This is a genomic window from Bradyrhizobium septentrionale (genome assembly GCF_011516645.4).
GTDB lineage: Bacteria > Pseudomonadota > Alphaproteobacteria > Rhizobiales > Xanthobacteraceae > Bradyrhizobium > Bradyrhizobium septentrionale.
In genome coordinates this window covers 6,039,404-6,063,681 of sequence record NZ_CP088285.1, presented here as the reverse complement: position 1 = coordinate 6,063,681, position 24,278 = coordinate 6,039,404, and the positions used below count along the sequence as shown (strand labels likewise).

General features: G+C 64.5%; 20 protein-coding genes. 10 read left to right on the top strand and 10 right to left on the bottom strand.

What is annotated here, in order from left to right:
* Positions 1-203 precede the first annotated feature (203 nt).
* Entirely contained in the window at positions 204-1,751 is a 1,548-nt protein-coding gene (locus HAP48_RS30670; protein WP_166203657.1) for an acyl-CoA synthetase, read from the bottom strand.
* Between the two features lie 169 nt (positions 1,752-1,920).
* Positions 1,921-2,730 carry a crotonase/enoyl-CoA hydratase family protein gene (locus HAP48_RS30665; RefSeq protein ID WP_166203655.1) on the bottom strand — a complete coding sequence of 270 codons (810 nt, stop codon included), beginning with the start codon at positions 2,728-2,730 and terminating at the stop codon, positions 1,921-1,923.
* A gap of 100 nt (positions 2,731-2,830) precedes the next feature.
* Here HAP48_RS30665 and HAP48_RS30660 point away from each other — a divergent pair, with 100 nt between their 5' ends.
* Both HAP48_RS30660 and HAP48_RS30655 read left to right on the top strand, forming a co-directional pair.
* A complete protein-coding gene (locus HAP48_RS30660; protein WP_166203653.1) occupies positions 2,831-3,706 on the top strand; it encodes an SDR family oxidoreductase in 876 nt (291 codons plus the stop codon).
* Positions 3,707-3,958: 252 nt separating this feature from the next.
* Entirely contained in the window at positions 3,959-5,539 is a 1,581-nt protein-coding gene (locus HAP48_RS30655) for a fatty acid--CoA ligase (protein ID WP_166203651.1), read from the top strand.
* Between the two features lie 54 nt (positions 5,540-5,593).
* Here HAP48_RS30655 and HAP48_RS30650 read toward each other — a convergent pair whose 3' ends face one another.
* Positions 5,594-6,067, bottom strand: a complete 474-nt coding sequence (locus tag HAP48_RS30650) for a GFA family protein (RefSeq protein WP_166203649.1) — start codon at positions 6,065-6,067, stop codon at positions 5,594-5,596.
* 25 nt (positions 6,068-6,092) lie between these two features.
* Positions 6,093-7,367, bottom strand: coding sequence for an acyl-CoA dehydrogenase family protein (locus HAP48_RS30645; protein WP_166203647.1), 1,275 nt, complete (start codon positions 7,365-7,367; stop codon positions 6,093-6,095).
* 220 nt (positions 7,368-7,587) lie between these two features.
* Here HAP48_RS30645 and HAP48_RS30640 point away from each other — a divergent pair, with 220 nt between their 5' ends.
* Positions 7,588-8,367: an enoyl-CoA hydratase-related protein gene (locus HAP48_RS30640; RefSeq protein ID WP_166203645.1), complete on the top strand. Its 780-nt coding sequence runs from the start codon at positions 7,588-7,590 to the stop codon at positions 8,365-8,367.
* A 130-nt stretch (positions 8,368-8,497) separates the two neighbouring features.
* On the opposite strand, the gene HAP48_RS30635 is transcribed toward HAP48_RS30640, so the two are convergent.
* Genes HAP48_RS30635 through HAP48_RS30625 form a run of 3 tightly spaced genes read right to left on the bottom strand, consistent with a single transcriptional unit; the run spans position 8,498 to position 10,652 of the window.
* Positions 8,498-8,872: a DUF6285 domain-containing protein gene (locus tag HAP48_RS30635; RefSeq protein ID WP_166203643.1), complete on the bottom strand. Its 375-nt coding sequence runs from the start codon at positions 8,870-8,872 to the stop codon at positions 8,498-8,500.
* A 2-nt stretch (positions 8,873-8,874) separates the two neighbouring features.
* On the bottom strand, positions 8,875-9,861 hold the full coding sequence (locus tag HAP48_RS30630; RefSeq protein ID WP_166203641.1) for a phosphotransferase family protein: 987 nt from the start codon (positions 9,859-9,861) through the stop codon (positions 8,875-8,877).
* Positions 9,858-10,652 carry an enoyl-CoA hydratase/isomerase gene (locus tag HAP48_RS30625; protein ID WP_166203639.1) on the bottom strand — a complete coding sequence of 265 codons (795 nt, stop codon included), beginning with the start codon at positions 10,650-10,652 and terminating at the stop codon, positions 9,858-9,860. The genes HAP48_RS30630 and HAP48_RS30625 overlap by 4 nt, the downstream gene beginning before the upstream one ends.
* A 151-nt stretch (positions 10,653-10,803) precedes the next feature.
* Between HAP48_RS30625 and HAP48_RS30620 the strand changes: the two genes are divergently transcribed.
* The 5 genes from HAP48_RS30620 (at position 10,804) to HAP48_RS30600 (ending at position 15,424) form a co-directional block, all read left to right on the top strand.
* Positions 10,804-11,586 carry an SDR family NAD(P)-dependent oxidoreductase gene (locus HAP48_RS30620; protein WP_166203636.1) on the top strand — a complete coding sequence of 261 codons (783 nt, stop codon included), beginning with the start codon at positions 10,804-10,806 and terminating at the stop codon, positions 11,584-11,586.
* 957 nt (positions 11,587-12,543) lie between these two features.
* Positions 12,544-12,921 carry a VOC family protein gene (locus tag HAP48_RS30615; RefSeq protein WP_166215295.1) on the top strand — a complete coding sequence of 126 codons (378 nt, stop codon included), beginning with the start codon at positions 12,544-12,546 and terminating at the stop codon, positions 12,919-12,921.
* 173 nt (positions 12,922-13,094) lie between these two features.
* The gene (locus tag HAP48_RS30610) at positions 13,095-14,369 is read left to right on the top strand and encodes an acyl-CoA dehydrogenase family protein (RefSeq protein ID WP_166203634.1); all 1,275 of its coding nucleotides are present in this window, start codon (positions 13,095-13,097) and stop codon (positions 14,367-14,369) included.
* Positions 14,370-14,516: 147 nt separating this feature from the next.
* On the top strand, positions 14,517-15,134 hold the full coding sequence (locus HAP48_RS30605; RefSeq protein WP_166203633.1) for a flavin reductase family protein: 618 nt from the start codon (positions 14,517-14,519) through the stop codon (positions 15,132-15,134).
* Between the two features lie 14 nt (positions 15,135-15,148).
* Positions 15,149-15,424, top strand: coding sequence for a GNAT family N-acetyltransferase (locus tag HAP48_RS30600; RefSeq protein ID WP_166203632.1), 276 nt, complete (start codon positions 15,149-15,151; stop codon positions 15,422-15,424).
* A 105-nt stretch (positions 15,425-15,529) separates the two neighbouring features.
* Here HAP48_RS30600 and yghU read toward each other — a convergent pair whose 3' ends face one another.
* A complete protein-coding gene (yghU, locus tag HAP48_RS30595; RefSeq protein WP_166203631.1) occupies positions 15,530-16,408 on the bottom strand; it encodes a glutathione-dependent disulfide-bond oxidoreductase in 879 nt (292 codons plus the stop codon).
* Between the two features lie 270 nt (positions 16,409-16,678).
* On the opposite strand from yghU, the gene HAP48_RS30590 reads away from it, so the two are divergent.
* Together HAP48_RS30590 and HAP48_RS30585 are read left to right on the top strand one after the other, a co-directional pair.
* The gene (locus tag HAP48_RS30590; RefSeq protein ID WP_166203630.1) at positions 16,679-17,812 is read left to right on the top strand and encodes a nitronate monooxygenase; all 1,134 of its coding nucleotides are present in this window, start codon (positions 16,679-16,681) and stop codon (positions 17,810-17,812) included.
* A 149-nt stretch (positions 17,813-17,961) separates the two neighbouring features.
* A complete protein-coding gene (locus HAP48_RS30585) occupies positions 17,962-19,473 on the top strand; it encodes an acetyl-CoA acetyltransferase (protein WP_166203629.1) in 1,512 nt (503 codons plus the stop codon).
* 286 nt (positions 19,474-19,759) lie between these two features.
* Here the strand turns inward: HAP48_RS30585 and HAP48_RS30580 are convergent, their stop codons facing one another.
* Positions 19,760-20,962, bottom strand: coding sequence for an efflux RND transporter periplasmic adaptor subunit (locus tag HAP48_RS30580; RefSeq protein WP_166203628.1), 1,203 nt, complete (start codon positions 20,960-20,962; stop codon positions 19,760-19,762).
* Complete coding sequence (locus tag HAP48_RS30575) at positions 20,949-24,128, bottom strand: efflux RND transporter permease subunit (protein WP_166203627.1); 3,180 nt, start codon at positions 24,126-24,128, stop codon at positions 20,949-20,951. Before HAP48_RS30575 ends, HAP48_RS30580 begins: the two co-directional genes overlap by 14 nt.
* Positions 24,129-24,278: the final 150 nt, after the last annotated feature.

Sequence of the window (24,278 nt, the reverse complement as noted above, 5' to 3'; positions counted from 1 at the left end):
CAAATGTGCGCATTTTTTGCCGCAGCGCAAGATGAACTTGGGGGCGGTGCACACTGCCTGTCGTCCCTGCGAAAGCAGGGACCCATAACCACCGATGTCCGAGGTTGGCTTCGGATGGGGCCACAGATCGCCCAACAGAGGCATCTGTGGTTATGGGTCCCGGGTCGCGCTGCGCTTGCCCGGGACGACGGTAGCTTGTCGGCCTAAATCCTCCGCCCCTCGCGCTCCCAATACGGGTCACGCAGCCGGCGTTTGAAGATTTTTCCGGAATCCTCCCGCGGCAGGTTGGTCTGGATCTCGATGTGCTTGGGCACCTTGTAGTCGGCCAGCGCGGTCTTCAGCTGGGCGCGGACCCCGGCGATGTCGAGCGTCACGCCCGGCTGCGGCTCGACCACCGCCATCAGCGCCTCGCCGAACTCGGCATCGGGAATGCCGAACACCGCGCAATCGTGCACGCCGGGGACCGCGTGCAGCACCGCCTCGATCTCCGCCGGGTAGATGTTGACGCCGCCCGAGATCACCATGTCGCGCTTGCGGTCGCAGATGAAGACATAGCCGTCGGCGTCGATATAGCCGACGTCGCCGGAGGTGATGAACCCCTGCCGGTCGATCTCGGCTCGCTTCTCGGACTTGTTGTGATAGGTGAAATCGGGATTGCCCTTAATCCGCGAATAGATCTCGCCGATCTGCCCCTGCGCCACCTCCTGGCCGTCGTCGCCGATGAAGCGCAGCTCGGCGCCGGGCGAGATTTTTCCGACCGTGCCGGGCTTGTTCAGCGCGTCCTCCGAAGTTGCAAACGTCACCGCTCCCGACTCGGTCGAACCGTAGAATTCGTAGATCACCGGTCCCCACCAGTCGATCATGGCGCGCTTGACGTCGGCAGGGCACGGCGCGGCGGCGTGGATGATGTGGCGCAACGACGACATGTCGTACTTGCTGCGCACCTCCTCCGGCAGCTTCATCAGGCGGATGAACATCGTCGGCACCATGAAGATGGTGTCGATCCGCTCGCGCTCGATCAGTGCCAAAAATTCCTCCGCGTCGAAGCGCGGCATCAGCACCAGCGCGCCGCCGAGCTTGCCCGAGCGCAGCCCGAAGGAATTCGGCGCGGAATGATACAACGGACCCGGCAGGATCGCGCGTGCTCCCGGCTTCAGCCCGTAAATCATCCCCCGCATCGCTTCCGCATTGGCGGTCTGCTCCGGCGTCGGCGCGAAGCGGCGCACGCCCTTCGGGTGGCCTGTCGTGCCCGAAGTGTAGATCATGTTCTGCGGCTGCGGCACCACCGGGCCGTCATAGCGCGGGAACTGGGCGAGCCAGGCTTCGAAATCGATCGCGAAATCCGGCGTCGCGAGATGATCGGGATTGATCTTGTAGTTGGCGAGGATTTCCGGCGGCGGCGGCACGCTGAGCACGGTGACGTCGGGCGGGATCGCGCCACGGAGCGGATGCAGCATGTCGGCATGGCTGATCAGGACGCGCGTGCCGGAATCCGTCAGCACGTAGTTGATCTCCTCCGGCTTGAAGTGCCAGTTGATCGGCACGCCATATGCGCCGAGCCGCATCGCCGCATAAGCGGCCTCGATGAACGCAATGTCGTTGCGCATCAGCATGCAGACGCTGTCGCCCGGCTTGACGCCGAGCTGGTTCAGGCCGCTGGCAATACGCTCAGTGCGCTCGGCCACCCCTGCGTGATCGCGCCGGCGCTCGCCGCTGACGATGCCGAGGAAGGGTTGGGACGTTTCGCTCATCTGTTGTTGTTCTTCGTTGTTGGTTAGCGACGTTGGCAATTGTCGTCATCACCGGGCTTGTCCCGGTGATCCACGTCTTGCTTTCGTCGTCAAAGAAAGACGTGGATGGCCGGGACATCTGCGCGAAGACGCGCTTCGCGCTTTTGCCCGGCCATGACGACGGAGAGATTCACGTATCCGCAAACCTTGGCGCGCGCTTCTCCAGATTGGCGCGCACGGATTCAGTCTGGTTCGGGCTGCCGAGCAGCTTCTGCTGCTCGACGGATTCCGCCAGCAGTGCAGCGGCCGGATCGACCGACAGATTGTTCAGCATCCGCTTGGCGGCGCGGATGGCATCCGGGCTCTTGCCGGCGATCTCGCGCGCGACCTCGAGCGCCGCGGCGCGCGGGTCGTCGCAGACGCGGGTGGCGAGGCCGTAGCTCTGCGCTTCCTGCGCCGAGAAGACGCGGCCGGTATAGGTCAGCTCGCGCAGGATATCGTCGCGCACCAGGCTTGCGAGGATCGGCGTGCCCGCCATGTCGGGCACCAGGCCCCATTTGATTTCCATGATCGACATCCGCGCGTCGGTCGAAAGGAAGCGCATGTCGGCGCCGAGCGCGAGCTGGAAGCCGCCGCCGAACGCGACACCGTGGACCGCGGCGATCACGGGCACCGGAAGCTGGCGCCAGCCCCACACCGCCTGCTGCGCGAAATTGGCCTTGCCGTGGGTGCGGATCGTCAGGTCACGGTTCTCTCCGCCCGGCACTCCGTTACCTCCGTCCTTCATGGCGGCGAAACGCCCCATGTCGAGGCCGGCACAGAAGGCCCGGCCTTCGCCTGATAGCACCACCACCCGAACGGCTTTTTCCTTGGAAAGCCGGTCGGTTGCGGCGACCAATGCCTCGAACATCGCGGCATCGAGCGCGTTCATCTTGTCGGTCCGCACCAGACGGACATCGGCGATACCGTCCGAAATCGATATCGAAACGCGATCTTCCATTGAAATCTCCTCCGCTGTTCCTTGATGGCGCTTTACACAAAGGCCGTTGTCCGCTTTTAGTCAATCGACCAATTAACTGACAACCCCCGTGGAGGAAACGATGTTCTCTGATCAGCTTCTTACCGGGCGGCGCATCCTGGTCACCGGCGGCGGCACCGGCCTCGGCAAGGCCATGGCCTCGCGGTTCCTGCAACTCGGGGCCGAGGTGCATATCTGCGGCCGCCGCAAGAGCGTCTGCGACGAAACCGCCACCGAGTTGATGGCCGAGCATGGCGGACGCGTGGTGAGCCATGGCGTCGATATCCGCAATGCCATGGCGGTCGACGAGATGATCGAGGCGATCTGGACCACCAGCGGTCCGCTCACCGATCTGATCAACAACGCCGCCGGCAATTTCATCTCGCGCTCGGAAGAGCTCTCCACGCGGGGATTTGATGCAGTGGCCAACATCGTGATGCACGGCACGTTCTACGTCACGCACGCGGTGGGCCGGCGCTGGATCGCCGGCGGGCATCGCGGCAACGTGGTGTCGATCACGGTGACCTGGGTACGCAACGGCTCGCCCTATGTGGTGCCGTCGGCGATGAGCAAGTCGGCGATCCACGCCATGACGATGTCGCTGGCGATCGAATGGGGCCGCCACGGCATCCGTCTCAACACCATCGCCCCCGGCGAGATCCCGACCGAGGGCATGAGCAAGCGCATCAAGCCCGGCGACGAGGCCGGTGCGCGGACCAAGGCGATGAACCCGATGGGCCGCGTCGGCACCATGGAGGAGTTGCAGAACCTCGCAGTGTTCCTGATCTCCGGCGGCTGCGACTGGATCAACGGCGAGACCATCGCCATGGACGGCGCACAGGCGCTCGCCATGGGCGGCAATTTTTACCAGCTGCGCGACTGGAGCGACGACGACTGGACCAAGGCGCGCGAGTCGATCAAGGCGCAGAACGAGAAGGACCGCGCGGCGCGCGGCTGACGCGTCAGCTCGCGCCCCACGCTCAACTGTCGTCCCTGCGAAAGCAGGGACCCATAACCACCGCTTAAAACGACCGGGCACGCTGGGGCCGCAGCGCGCTCGACAACTTGATCTTGTGGTTATGGGTCCCGGGTCGCGCTTCGCTTGCCCGGGACGACGGTGTGGATGGATCGTGCACCACTCCCCGTATTGTCTTTGCTGCCGGATGCCGCCACACTCCGCGCAACCAGAACAAGACGTCACGGGGGAAACATGTCCGCTGCGCCGAAACTGACCAACCTTGCCGACATGGTGCGCGACCGCGCCAGCAGTCTCGGCGATGCGCTGGCCTATGAGTTCGAGGGACGGCAAACCAGCTTCACCGAATTCGACATCAAGACCAACCGTGTCGCCAACGCGCTGATCGCGATGGGCGTCAAAAAAGGCGAGCGCATCGCCTATCTCGGCAAGAACAGCGACTTCTATTTCGAGCTGTTGATGGGTGCGATGAAGGCCGGCGTGGTGATGGCGCCGGTGAACTGGCGGCTGGCGGGCCCCGAGGTCGCCTTCATCGTCGACGACTGCAAGGCACCGATCCTGTTTGTCGGCCCCGAATTCATCACGCAAGCGCGCAATATCAGGGACAAGCTGCCCAGCGTCCGCACTGTCATCACGACCGAGAGCGGCGCGCCGGAATGGCCCGACTATCTCGCCTGGCGCGACGCGCAGAGCGGCGATGATCCGCGCGTCGCGCTCGAGCCAAAGGACATCGCGATCCAGCTCTACACTTCGGGCACCACAGGCAAGCCGAAGGGCGCGATGCTCTCCCACGCAAATTTCCTCAACCTCGTGCAGAGCGGCAACGAGGCCGAGAAGCCGGAATGGAACAAATGGACCACCGACGACGTCTCGCTGGTCGCAATGCCGATCTTCCACATCGGCGGCTCCGGCTGGGGCGTCATGGGGCTCTATCACGGCGCCCGCGGCGTGATCGCCCGCGAGTTCGACCCGACCAAGGTGCTCGACTTCTTCGAGCAGTCCGGCATCACCAAATTGTTCATGGTGCCGGCGGCGATGCAATTCGTGGTGCGGCAGCCGCGCGCGCGGCAGGTCGACTTTTCCCGTTTGAAGTACATGCTGTATGGCGCCTCGCCGATTCCGGCGGCGCTGCTGAAGGAGTGCATCGAGGTCTTCAAATGCGGCTTCGTGCAGATGTACGGCATGACCGAAACCACCGGCACCATCGTCGCGCTGCCGCCGGAGGACCATATCGAGGGGCTCGAGCGGATGCGCTCGGCCGGCAAGGCGCTGCCCGGTATCGAGCTTGCGATCCTCGACCCTGACGGCAAGCCGCTTCCGCCGGGCGAAGTCGGCGAGATCGCCACCCGCTCCGGCTCCAACATGGTCGGCTACTGGAATCTGCCCGAGGCCACCGCGCGCACCATCGACGGCGACGGCTGGCTGCGCACCGGCGATGCCGGCTACATGGACAATGACGGCTATCTCTACATCCACGACCGCATCAAGGACATGATCATCTCTGGCGGCGAGAACATCTATCCGGCCGAGGTCGAGAGCGCGCTGTGCGACCACCCTGACGTGGCCGAAGCCGCCGTGATCGGCATCCCCGACGACAAATGGGGCGAGGCGGTGAAGGCGGTGGTCGTGATGAAGCCAGGCAAAACGGCGACCGCGACCGACATCATCAACTTTACCCGCGAGCGGATCGCGGGCTTCAAGACGCCGAAATCGGTCGACTTCATCCCGGCGCTGCCGCGCAACCCGTCGGGCAAGATCCTGCGGCGGAATTTGCGCGATCCGTATTGGGCGGGCAAGGACCGGCAGGTGAATTAGCCTCCTCTGTCGTCCCGGCGAAGGCCGGGACGACGATGGAGAGAGTGGTTCGCATCACGCCTTCTTCATCCTCTCCCGCAAGACGCGCCAGCGCTCTTGCGCCTCCTCCGGCCAGACCGCTTTCCGATCGTAATACTCGGCGAACACCTTTGCGCCTGAAGGGAACGTCACCCAGCGCTGTTTGGACGACGTGAAGATGTGGACGTCGGGCGGGCACTGATTGGGATCATCAAGCGTGCCGACGCGGACGAAGCGCACTGCGGGTCCCGAGCCCGGATAATTGCTCCAGACCGCGACCTTGCAGCGCGGGCAGCGCGCGATCTTCTGGCCCTTGCCGCTCGCCGACGGCGTGTCGACGATCTCCGGCTCGGCGGCGACGTGCTCGACCCGTTCGGCCTCGTACATCGCGTTGAGCGCATGCACGGTGCCGGCCTCGCGCTGGCACCATGTGCAGTGGCAGGCGTGCACGATCAGCGGCCTGCCGGTCAGGCGGTAGCGGACGTTTCTGCAGGTGCACCCACCTTCCATGTCGACCCGCTCCCTCGTGAATGCCTCAGTGCTTGCCGGCTCCCATGTAGCCGAACAGGAAGCCCGCCACCTTGCGCTTCTGGATTTCCTCGCTGCCTTCGGTGATGCGATAGCGGCGGTGATGGCGATAGATGTGCTCGAACGGCTTGTGGCGCGAATAACCCATGCCGCCATGCACCTGCATCGCGCGGTCGGCGGCCTCGCAACACAGACGGTTTGCCCAGAAGTTGCACATCGAAACCCGGTCCGACAGCGTGTGCTCGACCTGCGCCTGGGTCAGCTGATCCATCTCCCAGGCGGTCTTGCGGATCAACAGCCGCAGCATCTCGGCCTGGGTCGCGAGCTCGACCAGCGGCCACTGGATCGCCTGGTTCTCGGCCAGCGCCTTGCCGAACGGCTTGCGCTCGCGCGCATATTTCACGCTTTCGTTGATGCAATACACGGCGGCACCGAGCGAGCTTGCGGCCTGACGGATCCGGTTCTCATGGACAAAACATTGCGCCAGCGACAAGCCGCGGCCGACCTCGCCGAACTGCGCATCTTCAGGCACGAACACGTCGGTGAAGCTGACGCGCGGATGATCGGTCGGCATGTTGAAGGTCCACATATACTCTTCGACCTTCACGCCCGCCGATTTCGCCGGCACCAGGAAGCAGCTGATGCCGCGGGCGTCGCCGTCATTGCCGGAGGTACGGGCAAACAGCGCGCAATGCGTAGCGACATGCATGCCGGTGGTCCACATCTTCTCGCCGTTGATGATCCAGCCCTTGACGTTGTCACGCGTCGCCGGCACCGCCCTGGTTTCCATATGCGTGGCGTCGGAGCCGTGCTCCGGTTCAGTCAGACCGAACGTGATGCGGTACTTGCCGGTGATCGAGCCGTCGATCATCGCCTTCTGCTCGTCGGTTCCATAGCGGTCGAGCATGGTCACGATCGGGAGATTGCCGACAATCGAGTGCTCGTTCTGCAAATCGTTGTGCAGGCCGAGACCTTTTGCGGCAAAATGTTCGCGGATCACAGCCATCCAGAGATTGGAGCCGTCCTTGCCGCCATAGCGCTTCGGGATCGCGAAGCGCAGATGGCCCGCGGCGTCGGCCAGGTTCTTGGCCTTGCGCAGCAGGAGCTCCCATTCATGGCGAGGCAGGCCGCCCTTGTCGAAATCGGTGCGCGCCCATTCGCGGCGATGGTCGAAGAAGCGGATGTTGTCGTCAGCCGCTTCCAGCGGCTTGATCTCGCGTTCGATGAAGCGGTCGAGCTCGGCGAGATAGGCTGTCAGGTCAGCCGGCAGATTGAAATCCAAGGTCGTCTCTCCCGGAAAATTCGTTGATTTTGGTTTTGCGTCTAGGCGCTATCGCAAACGCGCGTTCGGATCGATTAAGCTGAGAAGCGACAGGCCAAGTCAAGCAGGCCATTGAGGCTTGCGCGCGCGGTCGCGTTGCGTAATTGGATGGCACGGGACGGCGCGCAAGCGTTAGGATGCGCAAGATATTCTTTGCCACAGAAAATCGACGGGAGCCAACATGGATCTGAAATTCGCCAAGGTGACGCGCAAGGGTCCCATCACCATCGTGACGCTGTCGCGGCCGGAGGTTTACAATGCGCTGCATATCGACGCGCATTTCGAGCTCAACAAGGTGTTCGACGACTTCTCCGCCGATCCCGAGCAGTGGGTCGCGATCGTCACCGGCGCCGGCGACAAGGCGTTTTGCGCCGGCAACGACCTGAAATGGCAGGCCGCCGGCGGCAAGCGCGGCTGGGACAAGGGCGGCTTCGCCGGCCTGACCAGCCGCTTCGACTGCGACAAGCCGATCATCGCCGCCGTCAACGGCGTCGCGATGGGCGGCGGGTTCGAGATCGCGCTGGCCTGCGACCTGATCATCGCCTCGGAGAATGCGACCTTCGCCCTGCCCGAGCCGCGTGTCGGCCTTGCCGCGCTCGCCGGCGGCGTGCACCGGCTGCCACGGCAGATCGGGCTGAAGCGCGCCATGGGCATGATCCTGACGGCGCGCCATGTCAGCGCCAAGGAAGGCCTCGAGCTCGGCTTCGTCAACGAGGTGGTGCCGCAGGGCGAGGCGCTGGCCGCCGCCGAGCGCTGGGCCAAGACCATCGCCAAGAACTCGCCGATGTCGATCCGCGCCTCCAAGCAGGCGATCCAGCGCGGTCTCGAAGTGTCGCTGGAACAGGCGATCGCCGAGCAGCGCGAGTATCCGGCGGTGAAGGCGATGGCCGCCTCGCAGGATTACATCGAGGGCCCGAAGGCGTTTTCGGAGAAGCGGCCGCCGAAATGGTTGGGGCGGTAACAGACTGTCGCGTCCCGGACGCGGTGCAGCGTGCAGCGCTGCGCCGCAGAGCCGGGACCTGCGGCTGATGGACCCCGGATCAGCAGCGCCCCGCTTCGCGCTGCGCAGCGTCCGGGGAACGTACCGAAAGTTACGTATTCCCCAACTCCCTCTTGTAGGACGCGTAGTTCGGCTGATCGACGGCGAGCTTGTCCATCGTGGTCTGCCAGAGATGCTCCGATAGCCCCGGCGTCTTCAGGTCGACCTCGCCGCTTGCGATCCTCGCCGAGAGCGCGCGATTGAGCTCCGTCAGCGTCCCGTCCGCGCCGAGCAACTGCTTCAGCCGCGCGGCCTCGGTCTCGTCGCCCGCCTCGGCAAGCGCAAGCTGCCGCGTCACCAGGTCGAGCGCGTTGATGCCGACGCGGAGCTTGAAGCTGTTGTGCCCCTTGATCGCGGGTGCGATCTCGTTGCGCAGGAAATCGGCGACGGCCTTGATCAGTTCGGTGGGTGTCGGTTCGTCCTGCATGGTCATTTTCCCCGCGGAGCCAGCAACCGCAACAGATCGATCTCGGTTTCCGACGCACGCCGCCCGATCATCGCCCGCTCCATCGAATGATCGGGGCCGGAACGGAAGCGCTGCATCATGCCGCAGCACATCACGCCCCAGCGCAGCGTGCCCATCACTTCCCAGAACATCACGCGATCGCGGTCGGCCTTGCGGCCGGCTTCTTCATAGCCTGCGAACAGGTCTTCGCGTGTACCAAAACCGCCGACCGGCTTGTCGATCTCGCCGAAGCGCCACGAGTTGACACAGATCCAGCCGAGATCCTCCATGGGATCGCCGGTATGCGCGAGCTCCCAGTCGAGCACCGCACGCACCCCGTCGGGACCGATGATCAGATTGCCGTGGCGGAAATCGCCATGCACCAGTGTGACGTCAGACGACGGACCGGGATCGTGATCGCGCAGCCAGCGCAGCGCCAGCTCGAACACCGGCCGCGGCCAATTGAAGCCGTGATATTCGCGGCCGAGATCCTCGATCTCCTTGGTCGCGGTCAGGCTGCGCAGCTGCGGCAGCTTTGCCTGCGGCAGGCCGTGAATGCTGGCGATAACGCGGCCGAGCTGGCGCGCCAGGATCGGCCGCGCATTGGCAAATTCCTCGTCGCGCAAAATTTTCCGCGCGATGGTCTCGCCTTCGACGCGCGCCATGATGAAGCCGCGGCCGAGGCCATCCTCCGGCGTCAGCACATGCATCACCTTCGGCGACGGCAGGCCCGCGTCATGCGCGAGCTGCATCAGCGTGGCCTCGGCATCGAGGCCGGCGGCGCGGCCCGGCGCCGCACCATAGCCCGGCGGCGCGCGGCGCAGGATCGCGCCGACATTGCCGTTGGGGTGGACGATGTCGAACGTCCAGGTCTCCTGGCTGGCGCCGCCGGAGAGTTTTGCGGCGCCCGTGATGCCGGTCGCGCCGGGATGAAAGGAGGCGACGCAGCGGGTGAGCTCGGTCTCGATCATTTGCCTTTGAACTTCGCCGGACGCTTCTCGAGGAATGCGGTGACGCCTTCCTTGAAATCCTCGGCGCTGCCCGCGATGCGCTGCGACTCGAATTCCAGATTGAGCTGCTCCTCGAACGAATTCTCCGGGCTTTCCCAGTAGAGTTTTCTGATCAACGACAGCGCGACCGTAGGCCCGTTGGCGAGCTCGTGCGCGAGCTTCATGGTCTCCTCCATCAGCGCGCCGTCGTCATAGACACGGTTGACGAGGCCCCATTCAAGCGCCTTCTCGGCCGGCAGCCGCTCGCCGAGCAGCGACAGCTCGACCGAACGCGCCTTGCCGATCAGCCGCGGCAGCAGCCAGGTCGAGCCGCAATCCGGCACCAGGCCGATGCGGCGGAACGCCTGCAGGAAATACGACGAGCGCGCGCACAGCACCAGATCGCCCATCAATGCAAAACTCATCCCGGCGCCGGCGGCCGGGCCGTTCACCGCGGTCACGATCGGACAGTGCAGCTTACGCAGTCGGCGCAAGAAGGGATGGAATGCGGTCTCCAGCGCCGCGCCGGCGTTGCTCTTGCCCGGCTTCGCTTGCGTGTTGCGGCCCTGCAGATTGGCGCCGGTGCAGAAGGCGCGGCCGGCGCCTGTAATGACCAGGCAGCGCACTTCGTCGCGCTTGTCGTCGATCGCATCCAACGCCTCGGCAAGCCCGCCCAGCATGTCGAGCGAGACCGCGTTCATGACTTCCTGATGGTCGAGCTTGAGGATTGCGACCGATCCGTCGAAGTCGAGCGTGACGTGTTTGAACTGCATGGTTTCCTCTTTACGTTGCTTCGGCGGTTGGTACCGCGGTAGGTCGATGTTTCGACCCATATTTGATTTTTGTGCCGGGCTTGTCCATGGTTGCCGCCAAGCTCGTCCCGAGGCGCACGATTAACGCGCGCCAAACCAAATGGAAACCCCAATGAGTGGCATCTTCGATCTCACCGGCCGCGTCGCCGTCATCACCGGCGGCAATGGCGGCATCGGCCTCGGCATCGCACAGGCGCTGAACGCCGCCGGCTGCAACGTCGCGATCTGGGGCCGCAACGCGGAGAAAAATGCGAACGCGGCGGCTTCGATGAAGGCCGGGCCCGGCAAGGTCGCAACGCAATTCTGCGACGTCACCGATCCCGGCTCGGTCAAGACCGCGATGAAGGCGACGCTCGACACCTTCGGCCGCGTCGACGGCTGCTTCGCCAATGCCGGCATCGGCGGCGGCGGACGCCGCTCCTTCATCGACCGCACCGAGGAGGAATGGCGAAGAATGTTCGCGACCAATCTGGACGGCGTGTTTCATGTGTTCCAGGCCGCGGCGCGCCACATGACCGAGCGCGCCGAGGCGGGCGACAGATTCGGCCGGCTGGTGGCGACCTCGAGCCTCGCCTCGCTGTTCGGCACTGCGCGCAACGAGCACTATGCCGGCACCAAGGCTGCGCTGAACGCGCTGTGCCGCGCGCTCGGCGTCGAGCTCGCCCGCCACGGCGTCACCGCGAACGCGATCCTGCCCGGCTGGATCAAGAGCGACATGACCGCCGGCATCATGGCCAACGACAAGTTCGTCGCCAACGTGATGCCGCGCATCCCGCTGCGCCGCTTCGGCGAGCCGAGCGATTTCGGCGGCATCGCCGTCTACATCATGAGCAAGGCATCGTCCTATCATACGGCGGATTGTTTTGTAATCGACGGCGGGTACACGGCGTTTTGATTATTACGGCGCTCCCGCATCACCGGTGTCGTCCCTGCGAAAGCAGGGACCCATAACCACAGGACTGCGTTGTTGAAGCAAGCCGTGGCCGCAGCGTCGTTCCGCAATGAGCATCGGTGGTTATGGGTCCTGGGTCGCGCTGCGCTTGCCCGGGACGACATCGAATGTGTGGAGCGAGCTTGAGACATACATCCGCATCCTCGCGGCGCAGAAGCGTCCGAGTCTTGCGTTAACTTGCTCCCTCCGTGGATATAGAGGGCACAGGGAAAGCCGGGTGCCGATCGCACCCATGGGCCCTGTGCAACAAAAAAGCACAGGCGTAGGACCACAGGTGTAACCGGAGCAGTCCGGCTTTCCCTGCGCGATGGGCTACGGCTTACTTCGTGCTCTCCCCGGCGAGACTAGGCTTGCTTGTCACCGTCTCCGCAAAAACGCTTTCGCGTTTTGCGGGGAGACACCGGCCGCTAGGGCGTCAGGACCACACGACTTCACCGTCCGCCTCATGCGCTCTCGTCAGTCGCGCTATCAGCGTCCACCGCATCCCACACCGCGTTCGTGACGATCGCGAAGCGCCCCTCGATCGGGTGAGACGGGCAAACCATACACTGAGTTGCCATTACGATAAACCGAAATATTTTTGCGATGGGGGCTTGCGTCGTCGGGCAACTCAGTGGCAGGAGCGCGCGCCTTCCACCCCTCGTCGTTCCGGGGGGCGCCTCTTGGCGCGAGCCCGGAATCCATTCATCAGCAAAACGCCCGGCCCGATGGATTCCGGGCTCTCGCTTCGCGAGCCCCGGAATGACGAAGGGAGAGAGCACCACTACACGCCTCGAGGTCGCTTCCGTCGCCGCAAATCTGCTGCTAGCGTTTGACCGGCACGCCGCGGCGTGCGGGACATTGCGCGGCATTGCGGCGCGCCAAGACAACGCGCCAAAACAAGCAGGGAGGATATTTCAGATGTTTTCACATGTGATGGTTGGCACCAACGACCTGGACAAGGCCAAGGCGTTCTATGACGCGTTGCTGGCCACGCTCGATGTCCGGCCGGCCCGGGTCGACGGTCACCGCATTATGTACCTCACGAAGGCCGGCATTTTCATGGTTTCCAAACCGATCAACGGCGAACCGGCGACGCACGCCAATGGAGGCACGATCGGCTTTGCCTGCAATTCGCCGGAGCAGGTCGAGGCCTGGCATGCGGCGGGCGTCGCCAATGGCGGCAAGCCCTGCGAGAACCCGCCCGGCGTAAGGGAAGGTTCTGGCGTCAAGCTCTACCTCGCCTATCTGCGCGATCTCGACGGCAACAAGATCTGCGCGATGCACCGGATGGTCTGAGTGCCTGTCGCCAAATTCGATTCTGAGACCGACGGCGTTTAAACAACGTTTTAAACGCTGTCGCGATATTCCGCGATGCGGCAGGGATCACGCCGAAAAGCATGCTCGCGCTTCGCAAATCCTAAGTCTATTGTCGGCCGCAACGCGAAATCTCGCTGATGGGAGGACCAAGAATGAAACACGCCTATATCCCGCGAACCACGACCTACAATCTCAATCCTGGCGAAGAACTCAACGATCTCAGGATGTCGGACGAGGTTCGTCCGCTTTACGAGCACGTCAAGAAGTTCATCCGTGAGACCGTCGATCCGATGTCGGTCGAGTTCATGCGACTCGCCGAGGGCAAGAAGGACCGTTGGAGCTTCACGCCGGAGCAGCTCGCGGTATTGCAGAAGGCCAAGGACAAGGCCAAGGAGGAAGGGCTGTGGAACTTCTTCCTGCCCGATGACGAGACCGGCCAGGGCCTGAAGAACCTCGACTATGCCTATATCGCCGTCGAGCTTGCGAAGAATCCGCTGGCGTCGGAGACCATGAACTGCTCCGCGCCCGACACCGGCAACATGGAAGTGCTGGAGCGCGTCGGCACCAAGGAGCAGAAGGAGAAGTGGCTGAAGCCGCTGCTCGCCGGTGAAATCCGCTCGGCTTACGCGATGACCGAGCCGAATGTCGCCTCCTCCGACGCCAAGAACATCTCGACCACCGCCAAGCTGGTCGGCGACGAGTGGGTGATCAACGGCGAGAAGTATTACATCTCCGGCGCCGGCGATCCGCGCTGCAAGATCATGATCGTGATGGTGAAGACTAATCCGGACGCCGCGCCGAGCAAGCAGCAATCGCAGATCCTGGTCCCGATCGACACCCCCGGCGTCGAGATCCTGGGCCCGATGCATGTGTTCGGCCACGACCACGCGCCGCGCGGCCACATGCATCTGCGCTTCAACAATTGCCGGGTGCCGAAGGAGAACATGCTGCTCGGCGAGGGCCGCGGCTTCGAGATCTCGCAGGTCCGGCTCGGCCCGGGCCGCATCCATCACTGCATGCGCACCATCGGGAAGGCCGAGAAGGCGCTCGACCTGATGGTGTCGCGTGGCCTGACCCGCGAAGCCTTCGGCAAGAAGATCGCCCATCTTGGCGGCAATTTGCAGATCATCGCGCAGGCGCGCTGCGAGATCGAAGCGATGCGGCTGATGGTGCTCAAGGCTGCCAAGGCGATGGACGTGCTCGGCAACAAGGAAGCGCGGATCTGGGTCAGCATGGTCAAGGCCATGGTGCCGGAACGCACCTGCAAGATCATCGACCAGGCGATCCAGATGCACGGCGCCACCGGCATTTCGCAATGGAGCCCGCTCGGCGAGATGTACCAGGACGTCCGCCATCTGCGCTTCGCCGACGGTCCGGACGAGGTGCACTGGATGGTGGTCGGCCGCCACGAGCTGAGCATGCCGTAGGCTCTTCTCTCCCCCCACTCTTCGCGGGACGAGGTAAGCAAGTTTGGTAGGGCGGGTTAGCGCAAGCGTAACCCGCCTTTTGCTTTCTTGCGGGCCGGCGGCGGGTTACGCTTCACTAGCCCGCCCTACGCACTCCGGAATGACCACATGGAATACGCCCCAAGCGACCTTACCCAGCGCGAACGCTACAAGGTGCTGACGTCCTTCGTGCTGCCACGGCCGATCGCCTGCGTGACCAGCATCGGGCCGGATGGCGTGGTCAATGCGGCGCCGTTTTCGTTCTTCAACGTGTTCTGCGAAGACCCGCCGCTCTGCATGTTCGCGGTCAACCGCCGGCCCGACGGCCGCGAGAAGGACACCTTCATCAACATCCAGCGCACAGGTGAGTTCGTGGTCAATCTCACCGACGAGCCGCTGGCGCGCGCGATGCACGAGACGAGCGGCGACTTCCCGCCCGAGATCGGCGAACCCGATTATCTCGGCCTCAAGCTCGCGCCCTCAAGCAAGATTGCGGTGCCCCGGCTTGCCGACGCGCCGTTCGCGATGGAGTGCAAGACCTGGAAGCTGATCGACGTCAACGGCGACCGCCAGCTGATCATGGGCGAAGGCATCCACTTCCACATCCGCGACGAATTGTGGGACCACGAGGCGATGCGCGTGCACATGGAGCGCTACCACCCGATCGGCCGCATGTTCGCCGATCGTTATTGCCGCACCGACGACCGCGTGGTGTTTCCCGCGGCCGAGGGCGCGCAGAAGAAATAGCCGAGGACGATAAAATGAGTGAATCATTCCAGGACAACGAAGCCCAGAGCCGGTTTGAACTCGCCGTCGACGGCGCAATTGCCTTCGTGGTCTATCGCAAGACGCCCGATGCGATCACGCTGGTCCATACCGAGGTGCCGCCGGAGCTCGGCGGCCGCGGCATCGGCTCAAAGCTCGCCCGCGCCACGCTGGACGCGGTGCGCACGCAGGGCCGCAAGCTCGTGGTGAAGTGCGAATTCATCCAGGGTTTTATGAAGAAGCATCCGGAGTACGACGATCTGCTTGGATGATGCGCGGATGCGTAGGGCGGGTTAGCGGAGCGCTTCATTTTGTCATGCCCGGCCTTGTCCCGGCCATGACGAGTTTCGCGGAAGGACCAAAGCACGTCGGCAGGATTACGACGCCGCCTGCTCGCCGATCTTGTCCTGCGTCCTGGTCTCGAAATCGCTGGCGTCATGCCGCTCGTGGAGCTGGCTCGACGGCTCGCCCCAGGTGCGGTTGACCATGCGGCCGCGCTTGACCGCAGGCCTCGCCGCGATCGCATCGGTCCAGCGCTGCACGTTCTTGTAGTCCTGTACCGAGAGGAATTCGCCGCCACCGTAAAGCAGGCCCTTGGCAAGGCCGCCGTACCACGGCCACACCGCCATGTCGGCGATGGTGTAGACGTCGCCCGCGAGATATTCGTTGTCGGCGAGACGGCGGTCGAGCACGTCGAGCTGACGCTTCACCTCCATCGCAAAGCGATCGATGGCGTATTCGATCTTGGTCGGAGCGTAGGCATAGAAATGCCCGAAGCCGCCGCCGAGATAGGGCGCGGCGCCCATCTGCCAGAACAGCCAGGAGAAGGTTTCGGCGCGCGTCTTGGCGTCGGTCGGCAGGAACGCGCCGAATTTTTCCGCCAGATAAACCAGGATCGAGCCGGACTCGAACACTCGGATCGGCTCCGATCCGCTGCGGTCCATCAGCGCCGGGATCTTCGAATTCGGATTGACCGCGACAAAGCCGCTGCCGAACTGGTTGCCGTCGATCTTGATCAGCCAGGCATCGTATTCCGCGCCCCTGTGGCCCGCGGCGAGCAGCTCTTCCAGCATCACCGTGACCTTCACGCCGTTCGGCGTCGCCAGCGAGTAGAGTTGCAGCGGATGACGGCCGACCGGCAGTTCCTTGTCATGGGTCGGGCCGGCGATCGGCCGGTTGATGCTGGCGAAACGTCCGCCGCTCTCCTTGTTCCAGGTCCAGACTTTCGGCGGCTCGTAGGCAGAGGTGTCAGTCACGTCATTGGCTCCCGATTTACGTTTTTCCAAGGTGGCGCGGCGATCGCCGTGCATGTCCGCACTAGATGGTGGGCACAGTTGGCTTTGCCCACCCCGTTCTCCCGCATTTTCTACCTTGCGGAATGCGCCGCGAGGGATGCAGCCAGAGCAGCGCTTGCACGCAAGATCGCCGTAGCCGAAACCGGCTTGGCTTAGCCATCCATGATGCGCTAGCGTCGCGGAAGCCTGATGCCAACAAGCACAAAAAACGGCTGCCGGGAGAACCGCTCCATGAAATCACCGATCTGCGACATGCTGGGAATCGATTTCCCCCTGCTCGCTTTCAGCCATTGCCGCGACGTGGTGGCGGCGGTCAGCCGCGCCGGCGGCTTTGGCGTGTTCGGCGCGACCGCGCACACGCCGGACACGTTGGAGCAGGAGCTGAAGTGGATCGACGCGCATGTCGACGGCAAGCCCTATGGCATCGACGTGCTGATCCCGGAAAACATCTCGACCGCGGGTGAGAAGAACGTCACCTGGAAGAGCCTGGAGGCGCGCGTCTCGCAGGAGCACCGCGACTTCACCCGCAACCTGCTGAAGAAGTACGACATCGAGCTGACCAGCCGGAATGTCGCCGACAACCAGCCGCAGCCGTTCGATGCCGAGACCGCGCTGCAGCTGCTTGAGGTTTCGTTCCGGCATCCGATCAGGCTGATTGCGAACGCGCTCGGCGTGCCGCCCAGGGCGATGATCGAGATGGGCCGCAAGCACGGCGTGCCGGTGGCGGCATTGGTCGGCTCCAAGGAGCACGCGCTGCGCCAGGTCGCGGCCGGCGTCGACATCCTGGTCGCGCAGGGCACCGAGGCCGGCGGCCATTGCGGCGAGGTCTCGACCATGGTGCTGGTGCCCGAGGTGATCAAGGCGGTCCGGAGGATCCGCGACGTGCCGGTGCTCGCCGCCGGCGGCATCATGACCGGCAGCCAGATGGCGGCCTGCATGGCGATGGGCGCGGCCGGCGCCTGGACCGGCTCGGTGTGGCTTGCCACGGTGGAGTCGGAGACCTCGGAGATTTTCCGCGAGAAGATGATCGCGGCGTCCTCGCGCGACGCGATCCGCTCCAAGGGCCGCACCGGAAAGCCGGCGCGGCAGCTCCGCTCGGTCTGGACCGACGCCTGGGACCGCTCGCCGGACAGCCCCGGCGCACTGCCGATGCCGCTGCAAAGCATCATCAGCCGCGACGCCTTCAACGCCATCGACCGCTCGGCGGCGGCCGGCAACGAGAAGGCGCGCGATCTCGTCACCTACTTCGTCGGCCAGGGCGTCGGCCTGATCGACAGCGTGAAGTCGGCCGGCGCCGTGGTGCAGGAGTTCAAGGAAGATTTCGTCGAGGCCGTCGAGCACATGAACGCGCTGGTGGCGGAGTGAGTGCACGCGGCCCTCTCCTGGTCATTGCGAGGAGCGAAGCGACGAAGCAATCCATCTTTCCCCGAGTAGAGGTATGGATTGCTTCGCTTCGCTCGCAATGACGCCCAGAACAACGATCGAATCCAATACCTCAAAGTGAAACAACAAGAATGTCGAACAGCATCCCCGAAGACCGCATTCCCGTCATCGTCGGCGTCGGCGAGATCGTCGATCGTCCGAAGGACATCGCCGCCGGCCTCGAGCCGCTCACGCTGTTGGAACAGGCGCTGAAGCGCGCCGAGGCTGACAGCGGGGCCAAGCTGCTCTCTGACGTGCAATCGCTCGACATCGTCAACTTCCTGAGCTGGCGTTATCGCGATCCCGAGAAGCAACTCGCGCAGCGGCTCGGCGTTCAGCCTTCGCATCTCTATTACGGGCCGGTCGGCGGCGAGAGCCCGATTCGCTATCTGCATGAGGCAGCACAGCGCATTGCGCGCGGCGAATGCAGTGTCGCGGCGGTGTGCGGCGCAGAGGCGCAGTCGACCGCGACCAAGGCACAGCGCGCCGGCGTCGAACTGCCGTGGACGCCGTTCGCACACGACGTCGAGGAGCCGAAGCGCGGCGCTGCGTTCCAGAAGCCGCTGGCGGTGGCGCTCGGCGTCTTCCGCCCGATCACGGTCTATCCGCTCTATGAGTCCGCAACCTCGGCGCATTGGGGCCAGACCCCGCGCGAGGCGCTGAAGGAATCCGGCGATCTGTGGTCGACCTATGCGCGCGTTGCGGCCGGCAATCCGAACTCCTGGCTGAAGAAGCGCTTCACCGGCGATGAGATCACAACCGCAACGCCTGACAACCGGATGATCGCCTGGCCCTACACAAAACTGATGGTGGCGAACCCGACCGTGAACATGGGTGGCGCCCTGATCCTGACCAGCCTTGCCAAAGCGCGCGCTGCCGGCGTGCCGGAGGAGAAGCTGATCTATCCGCTCGGCGGCGCCTCGGCGGAAGAGCCGCGCGACTATCTGATCCGCGACCAGTTCGTCGAGAGCCACGCGCAGAATGCGGTGCTGAAGGCGGTGATGGATCTCGTCGGCGGCGACGGCAGGAAGTTCGACGCGATCGAGCTCTATAGCTGTTTCCCCTGCGTGCCGAAGATGGCGCGCCGCACGCTTGGCCTGGGGCCCGACGTGCAGCCGACCGTGACCGGCGGGCTGACGTTCTTCGGCGCGCCGCTCAACACCTACATGACGCATTCGGCCTGCGCGATGGTGCGCAAGCTCCGCAGCGGCGGCACGCTCGGCCTGCTCTACGGCCAGGGCGGCTTCGTCACCAAGCATCATGGCCTCGTGCTGTCGCGCGCGGCGTCGACCGCGGCGCTCAAGCAGGACACCTCCGTGCAGGCGGAAGCCGACCGCAACAGGCGCGACGTACCGGACTTCACCGCCGAGGCGGCGGGCAAGGGCAAGGTCGAGGCTTTCACCGTGATCTATCGTGCCAATGGTGAGATCGAGCACGGCGTCACCATGCTGCGTACCGAGGACGGCCGCCGCACGCTCGGCCGCATCCCGGCGAGCGATACGGCGACGCTGGCGCATCTGCAGGGTATGGATCGCACGCCGGTGGGCAGCACGGGTGACATCGTCACGGCTAGTGACGGCGTGCTGGAATGGCGGGTGGGATAGAAGTTCTCCCTCGCCCCGCTCTTGCGGGGAGAGGGTTGGGGTGAGGGGCTGCTTCCGCGAGTTCTGAACGCGGTGAGACCTGTACCCCCTCACCCGGATTGCATCTCACGATGCAACGTAGCTGAAGCTTCGCTTCAGCGTTCTCAAGAGACGGCCGCCGGAGGCGGCCTACGCCTCTCCCCGCAAGCGGGGCGAGGTAAGACGTGCCTGTCCTAAGCATCTGCCAAAAACGAAGATGCCCGGGACAAGCCCGGGCATGACGAAGAGGACGCTACTGCGTCCTCCCCTACCCCTTCACGTCCTGCTTCTCGGACGCCGTGGTCGGCTTGCCCTTGGCACCGGCGCCGGTGACGCGCACGTGGTCGCCGTCGGCGAGGCCGTCCGGCGGAGCGGTGATGATGCGGTCGTCGGGGGCGAGGCCCGAGGCGATCTCGATCTCCTTGCCGAGGTCGCGGCCGATCTTCACGGCCTTGAACAGCACCTTGTCGTCAGGGCCTACCGTCGCGACCCGCAGGCCATTGCTGTTGAAGATCAGCGCGCTGGCGGGAATGCTGAGCGGCGTGGAGTCGCGCTGCAGGTTCAGCTTCACGCTGGCGTAGCTGCCCGGCATCAGCTCGCCGGACGAGTTGTCGAGCCCGAGCTGCATCCGCGTCGTGCCGGAGGCGACATCGACCGCCTGCGAGGAAGCCTCCACCGTCGCCTGGAAGGCGCGGTTCGGGTAATCCGGCAACAAAAGCGTCGCCTTGGCGCCCATCTTGACCCCCGGGACGTAGTTCTGCGGCACGTTGACGTAAACGCGCAGCTTGGTGATGTCGGAGACCGTGAACATCGCGGGGCCCGAGTTGCCGCCGGCATTGATCAGCGCGCCGACGTCGGTGTCGCGCGACGTCACCACGCCGTCGAACGGCGCCGTGATCTTCTTGTAACCGGCGAGCGCTTCGAGCCGCTCGACATTGGCCTGGCCGGCCTTGACCGCACCGTTCTTGTTGGAGAGGTCGGCCGTGCGCTCGTCGATCTCCTGGGCGGACACGAAGTTCGAGGCGACCAGCGTCTTGCGCCGGTTCAGCGTCGCTTCGGAGAGCTTGGCCGAGGCCTGGGCGCTGGCAAGATCGGCGCGCGCCTGCAGCAATTGCTGGTCGAGGTCGGGCGCCTCGATTTCGGCGATCACCTGGCCGGCCTTGACGCGGGCTCCGATGTCGACGTCCCAGGTCTTCAGGTAGCCGGAAACCCGGGCGAAGATCGGGGCGCGGGAATAGGCCTCGAGCCGGCCTGGCAGGTCGATGGTGGGGGTGAGCGCCTTGGCGATCGGCAGTGCCACCGCGACGGTCGGAACGGCCTGGTCATCGGTCCATTCCTTCAAGCGGGTGTCCTGCTCCTCGCGGGCACGGATCCCGGTGCCGACGATCAGGCCGGCGCCGACCAGCGCCACCACGCCGAAGATGCCCAGTTTCCGGCGCGAAACCGGCGGGCGCTGTTCAGTGGGCGGCATGCGGAATCTCCGATGAGGCGGCGGCTTTGGCGCCTTGCTTCTTGTGTACCATACTGAATACCACGGGAACAAACATCAGCGTCGCGAAGGTTGCAAAGATCAGGCCGCCGATCACGGCCCGGCCCAGCGGCGCATTCTGCTCGCCGCCCTCGCCCAGCCCGAGCGCCATCGGCGCCATGCCGATGATCATGGCGAGCGCGGTCATCAGCACCGGGCGGAACCGGACGAAGCCGGCCTCCAGCGCCGCCGCGACGGGATCACCGAGTTCCTCATAGCGCTCGCGCGCGAAGCTGATCACCAGCACGCTGTTGGCGGTCGCCACGCCCATGCACATGATGGCCCCGGTCAAGGCCGGAACCGACAGCGTGGTCTCGGTCGTGAACAGCATCCAGACGATGCCGGCAAGTGCCGCGGGCAGCGCCGTGATGATCACGAACGGGTCCGACCAGGACTGGAAGTTCACCACGATCAGGAAGTAGATCAGCACGACCGCGCCGAGCAGGCCGAACAACAGGCCGGTGAAGGCCGAGTTCATGGTCTGCACCTGGCCGAGCAGCACCACGGAGGAGCCCTTCGGCACTTCCTTGGCGGTGTCTGATATCAGCTGGCGCACGTCGGTCGCGACGCCGCCGAGATCGCGGCCTTGCGTCGTGGCGTAGATCTGCACCAGCGACTGGATGTCGTATTGCGAGACCACCGCGCTCGAGGTGGCGCGCTTGATGTCGGCGATGCCGCCGAGGATCGGCGCCTGGGTGTTGCCGCTCGCGGTGATCGGCAGCGTCTGCAGCGCGCTCAGCGAGTCGATCTGGTATTGCGGCGTCTGCATCACGATCGAATATGACACGCCGTTATCCGGGTTGAGGTAGTAGGTCGGCGCGATCTGCGACGAGCCGGCGAGGTTCACCACCAGCGAGTTGGTGACGTCGCGTTCGGTCAGGCCGACATATTGCGCGCGGGTGCGGTCGACATCGATGTTGAAGGTCGGATTGTTCGGCGACTGCTGGATCCGGGCGTCGGCGATGCCGGGGATGCGCTTGATCCTGGCGAGCAGCTTGTTGGCATAGGCGAAGTTGGCGTCGAGATTGGCGCCGCGGATCTGCAGATCGATCGGCGCCGGCGCGCCGAAGTTCAGGATCTGGCTGACGATGTCGGCCGGCAGGAACGCGAAGCTGGTGCCCGGGAACAGCCGCGGCAATTGCTCACGCAGCGCGCGGACATGCTCCTCGGTCGGCTTGTGGCCTTCCTTCAGGCGGATCTGGATGTCGCCGTCCTGCGGGCCGATCACGCCGGTGTTGTTATAGGTCATATTGATGCCGGAGATCGGCATGCCGATGTTATCGGTCATGGTCTCGATCTCGCCCGGGACCAGCTTGCGGATCGCCTTCTGGATGTCGGCGAGTTGGTTGGCGGTCTCCTCGACGCGGGTGCCCACCTGGGTGCGGACATGCATCAGGATGTTGCCGGCGTCGACCGTGGGGAAGAAGTTGCGTCCCAGGAACGGCACCAGCAGGAACGACGCAAACACCGCGACGAGGAAGCCGATCACGAACACCTTGCGATGACCGAGCGCCATCGCGAGCAGGCCGCGATAGCCACTGCGAATGCGCTCGAACCGCGCCTCGAAGCCGCGCTGGAACCAGACCAGAGGATTGCGCGACTTCGGCGGCGCGCCCTCGTGATGAACATGCGGCTGCAACAGGTAGTTCGCCATCGTCGGCACCAAAGTGCGCGACAGGATGAACGACCAGATCATCGCGAACATCACAGCTTCGGCCATCGGCACGAACAGGAAGCGCGCCACGCCTGACAGGAAGAACATCGGCACGAACACGATGCAGATACAGAGCAGCGAGACGAAGGCCGGCGTCACGATCTGGTTGGCGCCGTCGAGGATCGACTGCTCGACCGGCTTGCCCTGCTCGAGGTGGTAGTTGATGTTCTCAATCGTCACCGTGGCGTCGTCGACCAGGATGCCGACCGCGAGCGCGAGGCCGCCGAGCGTCATGATGTTCAGCGTCTCGCCGATCAGGGACAGCATGATGATGGCGCCCAGCACCGACAGCGGGATCGACACCGCGATGATGACGGTCGAGCGCCAGCTGCCGAGGAACAGCAGGATCATCACGCTGGTCAAGAGCGCGGCGATCACGCCCTCGAAGGCGACACCGGTAATCGCACCACGGACGAACACCGACTGGTCGCCGATGAATCCGATCTTGAGCGCGTCAGGCATCTGGTCCTTGACGTCGATCACCTTCTGCTTGATGCCGGAGATGATATCGAGCGTCGAGGTGGCGCCCGCCTTCAGCACCATCATCAGGACCGAGCGGTTGCCGTCGACATGGACGATGTTGGTCTGCGGCGGGTTGCCGTCGCGGACCGAGGCGACGTCACGCACATAGACCATCGCGCCGTTGACCTGCTTGACCGGCAGGTCGCCGAGCTCCTCGAGCCGCAGCGGCGAGTTGTTGAGGTTGATGGTGTATTCGAAATTGCCGATCTTCTGGGTGCCGACCGGCGTGATCAGGTTCTGCGCGGCGAGCGCGTTGGCGACGTCCTGGCCCGACAGGCCGCGGGCCTGCAGCGCCGTCGAATTGAGATCGATCTGAACCTGGCGCTGCTTGCCGCCGAACGGATACGGGATCGCGGCGCCGGGCACCGTGACCAGCGGCGTGCGCAGCTGGTTGATGCCGATATCGGCGAGGTTCTGCTCGGTCAGGCCTTCGCCCGACAGCGCCACCTGGATGATCGGAACCGTCGAGGCGCTGTAGTTCAGGATCAGCGGTGGCGTTGCGCCCGGCGGCATCTGCTTGAGCAGGGTCTGCGAGATCGCGGTGACCTGCGCGTTGGCGGTGCGGATGTCGACATTGGGCTGGAAGAAGATCTTGATGATGCCGACGCCGTTATAGGAATTGGCGACGATGTGCTCGATGTCGTTGACGGTCGTGGTCAACGCGCGCTGAAACGGCGTGGTAATGCGGCCGGACATCTGGTCGGGCGGTAGGCCGGTGTACTGCCACACCACGCCGATCACGGGGATGCGGATATCCGGAAAGATGTCGGTCGGCGTGCGCAGCGCCGCCAGCGGTCCGATAATCAGCAGCAGGATCGCGAGCACGACGAAAGTATATGGCCGGCTCAGCGCGATACGGACCAGTGCGATCATAAAAGAGATATTCCCGAAATAGAGCCCGCCCAGGCAGAGGAATCGGCGTTCCAAATGCCGTTCCGCAAAGGCCGATTTACCCGAAGCATGGCAAAAAGGCCAACGCGAGAAACGCAGTTGGCCTTCACTTCCTTGGCATAGCTCCAGAAA

What these genes read in the sequence shown, in the direction of transcription:
- HAP48_RS30670 (WP_166203657.1), bottom strand. Translation starts at nt 1,751, where the DNA reads ATGAGCGAAACGTCCCAACCCTTCCTCGGCATCGTCAGCGGCGAGCGC.
- HAP48_RS30665 (WP_166203655.1), bottom strand. Translation starts at nt 2,730, where the DNA reads ATGGAAGATCGCGTTTCGATATCGATTTCGGACGGTATCGCCGATGTC.
- HAP48_RS30660 (WP_166203653.1), top strand. Translation starts at nt 2,831, where the DNA reads ATGTTCTCTGATCAGCTTCTTACCGGGCGGCGCATCCTGGTCACCGGC.
- HAP48_RS30655 (WP_166203651.1), top strand. Translation starts at nt 3,959, where the DNA reads ATGTCCGCTGCGCCGAAACTGACCAACCTTGCCGACATGGTGCGCGAC.
- HAP48_RS30650 (WP_166203649.1), bottom strand. Translation starts at nt 6,067, where the DNA reads ATGGAAGGTGGGTGCACCTGCAGAAACGTCCGCTACCGCCTGACCGGC.
- HAP48_RS30640 (WP_166203645.1), top strand. Translation starts at nt 7,588, where the DNA reads ATGGATCTGAAATTCGCCAAGGTGACGCGCAAGGGTCCCATCACCATC.
- HAP48_RS30635 (WP_166203643.1), bottom strand. Translation starts at nt 8,872, where the DNA reads ATGCAGGACGAACCGACACCCACCGAACTGATCAAGGCCGTCGCCGAT.
- HAP48_RS30630 (WP_166203641.1), bottom strand. Translation starts at nt 9,861, where the DNA reads ATGATCGAGACCGAGCTCACCCGCTGCGTCGCCTCCTTTCATCCCGGC.
- HAP48_RS30625 (WP_166203639.1), bottom strand. Translation starts at nt 10,652, where the DNA reads ATGCAGTTCAAACACGTCACGCTCGACTTCGACGGATCGGTCGCAATC.
- HAP48_RS30620 (WP_166203636.1), top strand. Translation starts at nt 10,804, where the DNA reads ATGAGTGGCATCTTCGATCTCACCGGCCGCGTCGCCGTCATCACCGGC.
- HAP48_RS30615 (WP_166215295.1), top strand. Translation starts at nt 12,544, where the DNA reads ATGTTTTCACATGTGATGGTTGGCACCAACGACCTGGACAAGGCCAAG.
- HAP48_RS30610 (WP_166203634.1), top strand. Translation starts at nt 13,095, where the DNA reads ATGAAACACGCCTATATCCCGCGAACCACGACCTACAATCTCAATCCT.
- HAP48_RS30605 (WP_166203633.1), top strand. Translation starts at nt 14,517, where the DNA reads ATGGAATACGCCCCAAGCGACCTTACCCAGCGCGAACGCTACAAGGTG.
- HAP48_RS30600 (WP_166203632.1), top strand. Translation starts at nt 15,149, where the DNA reads ATGAGTGAATCATTCCAGGACAACGAAGCCCAGAGCCGGTTTGAACTC.
- HAP48_RS30590 (WP_166203630.1), top strand. Translation starts at nt 16,679, where the DNA reads ATGAAATCACCGATCTGCGACATGCTGGGAATCGATTTCCCCCTGCTC.
- HAP48_RS30585 (WP_166203629.1), top strand. Translation starts at nt 17,962, where the DNA reads ATGTCGAACAGCATCCCCGAAGACCGCATTCCCGTCATCGTCGGCGTC.
- HAP48_RS30580 (WP_166203628.1), bottom strand. Translation starts at nt 20,962, where the DNA reads ATGCCGCCCACTGAACAGCGCCCGCCGGTTTCGCGCCGGAAACTGGGC.
- HAP48_RS30575 (WP_166203627.1), bottom strand. Translation starts at nt 24,128, where the DNA reads ATGATCGCACTGGTCCGTATCGCGCTGAGCCGGCCATATACTTTCGTC.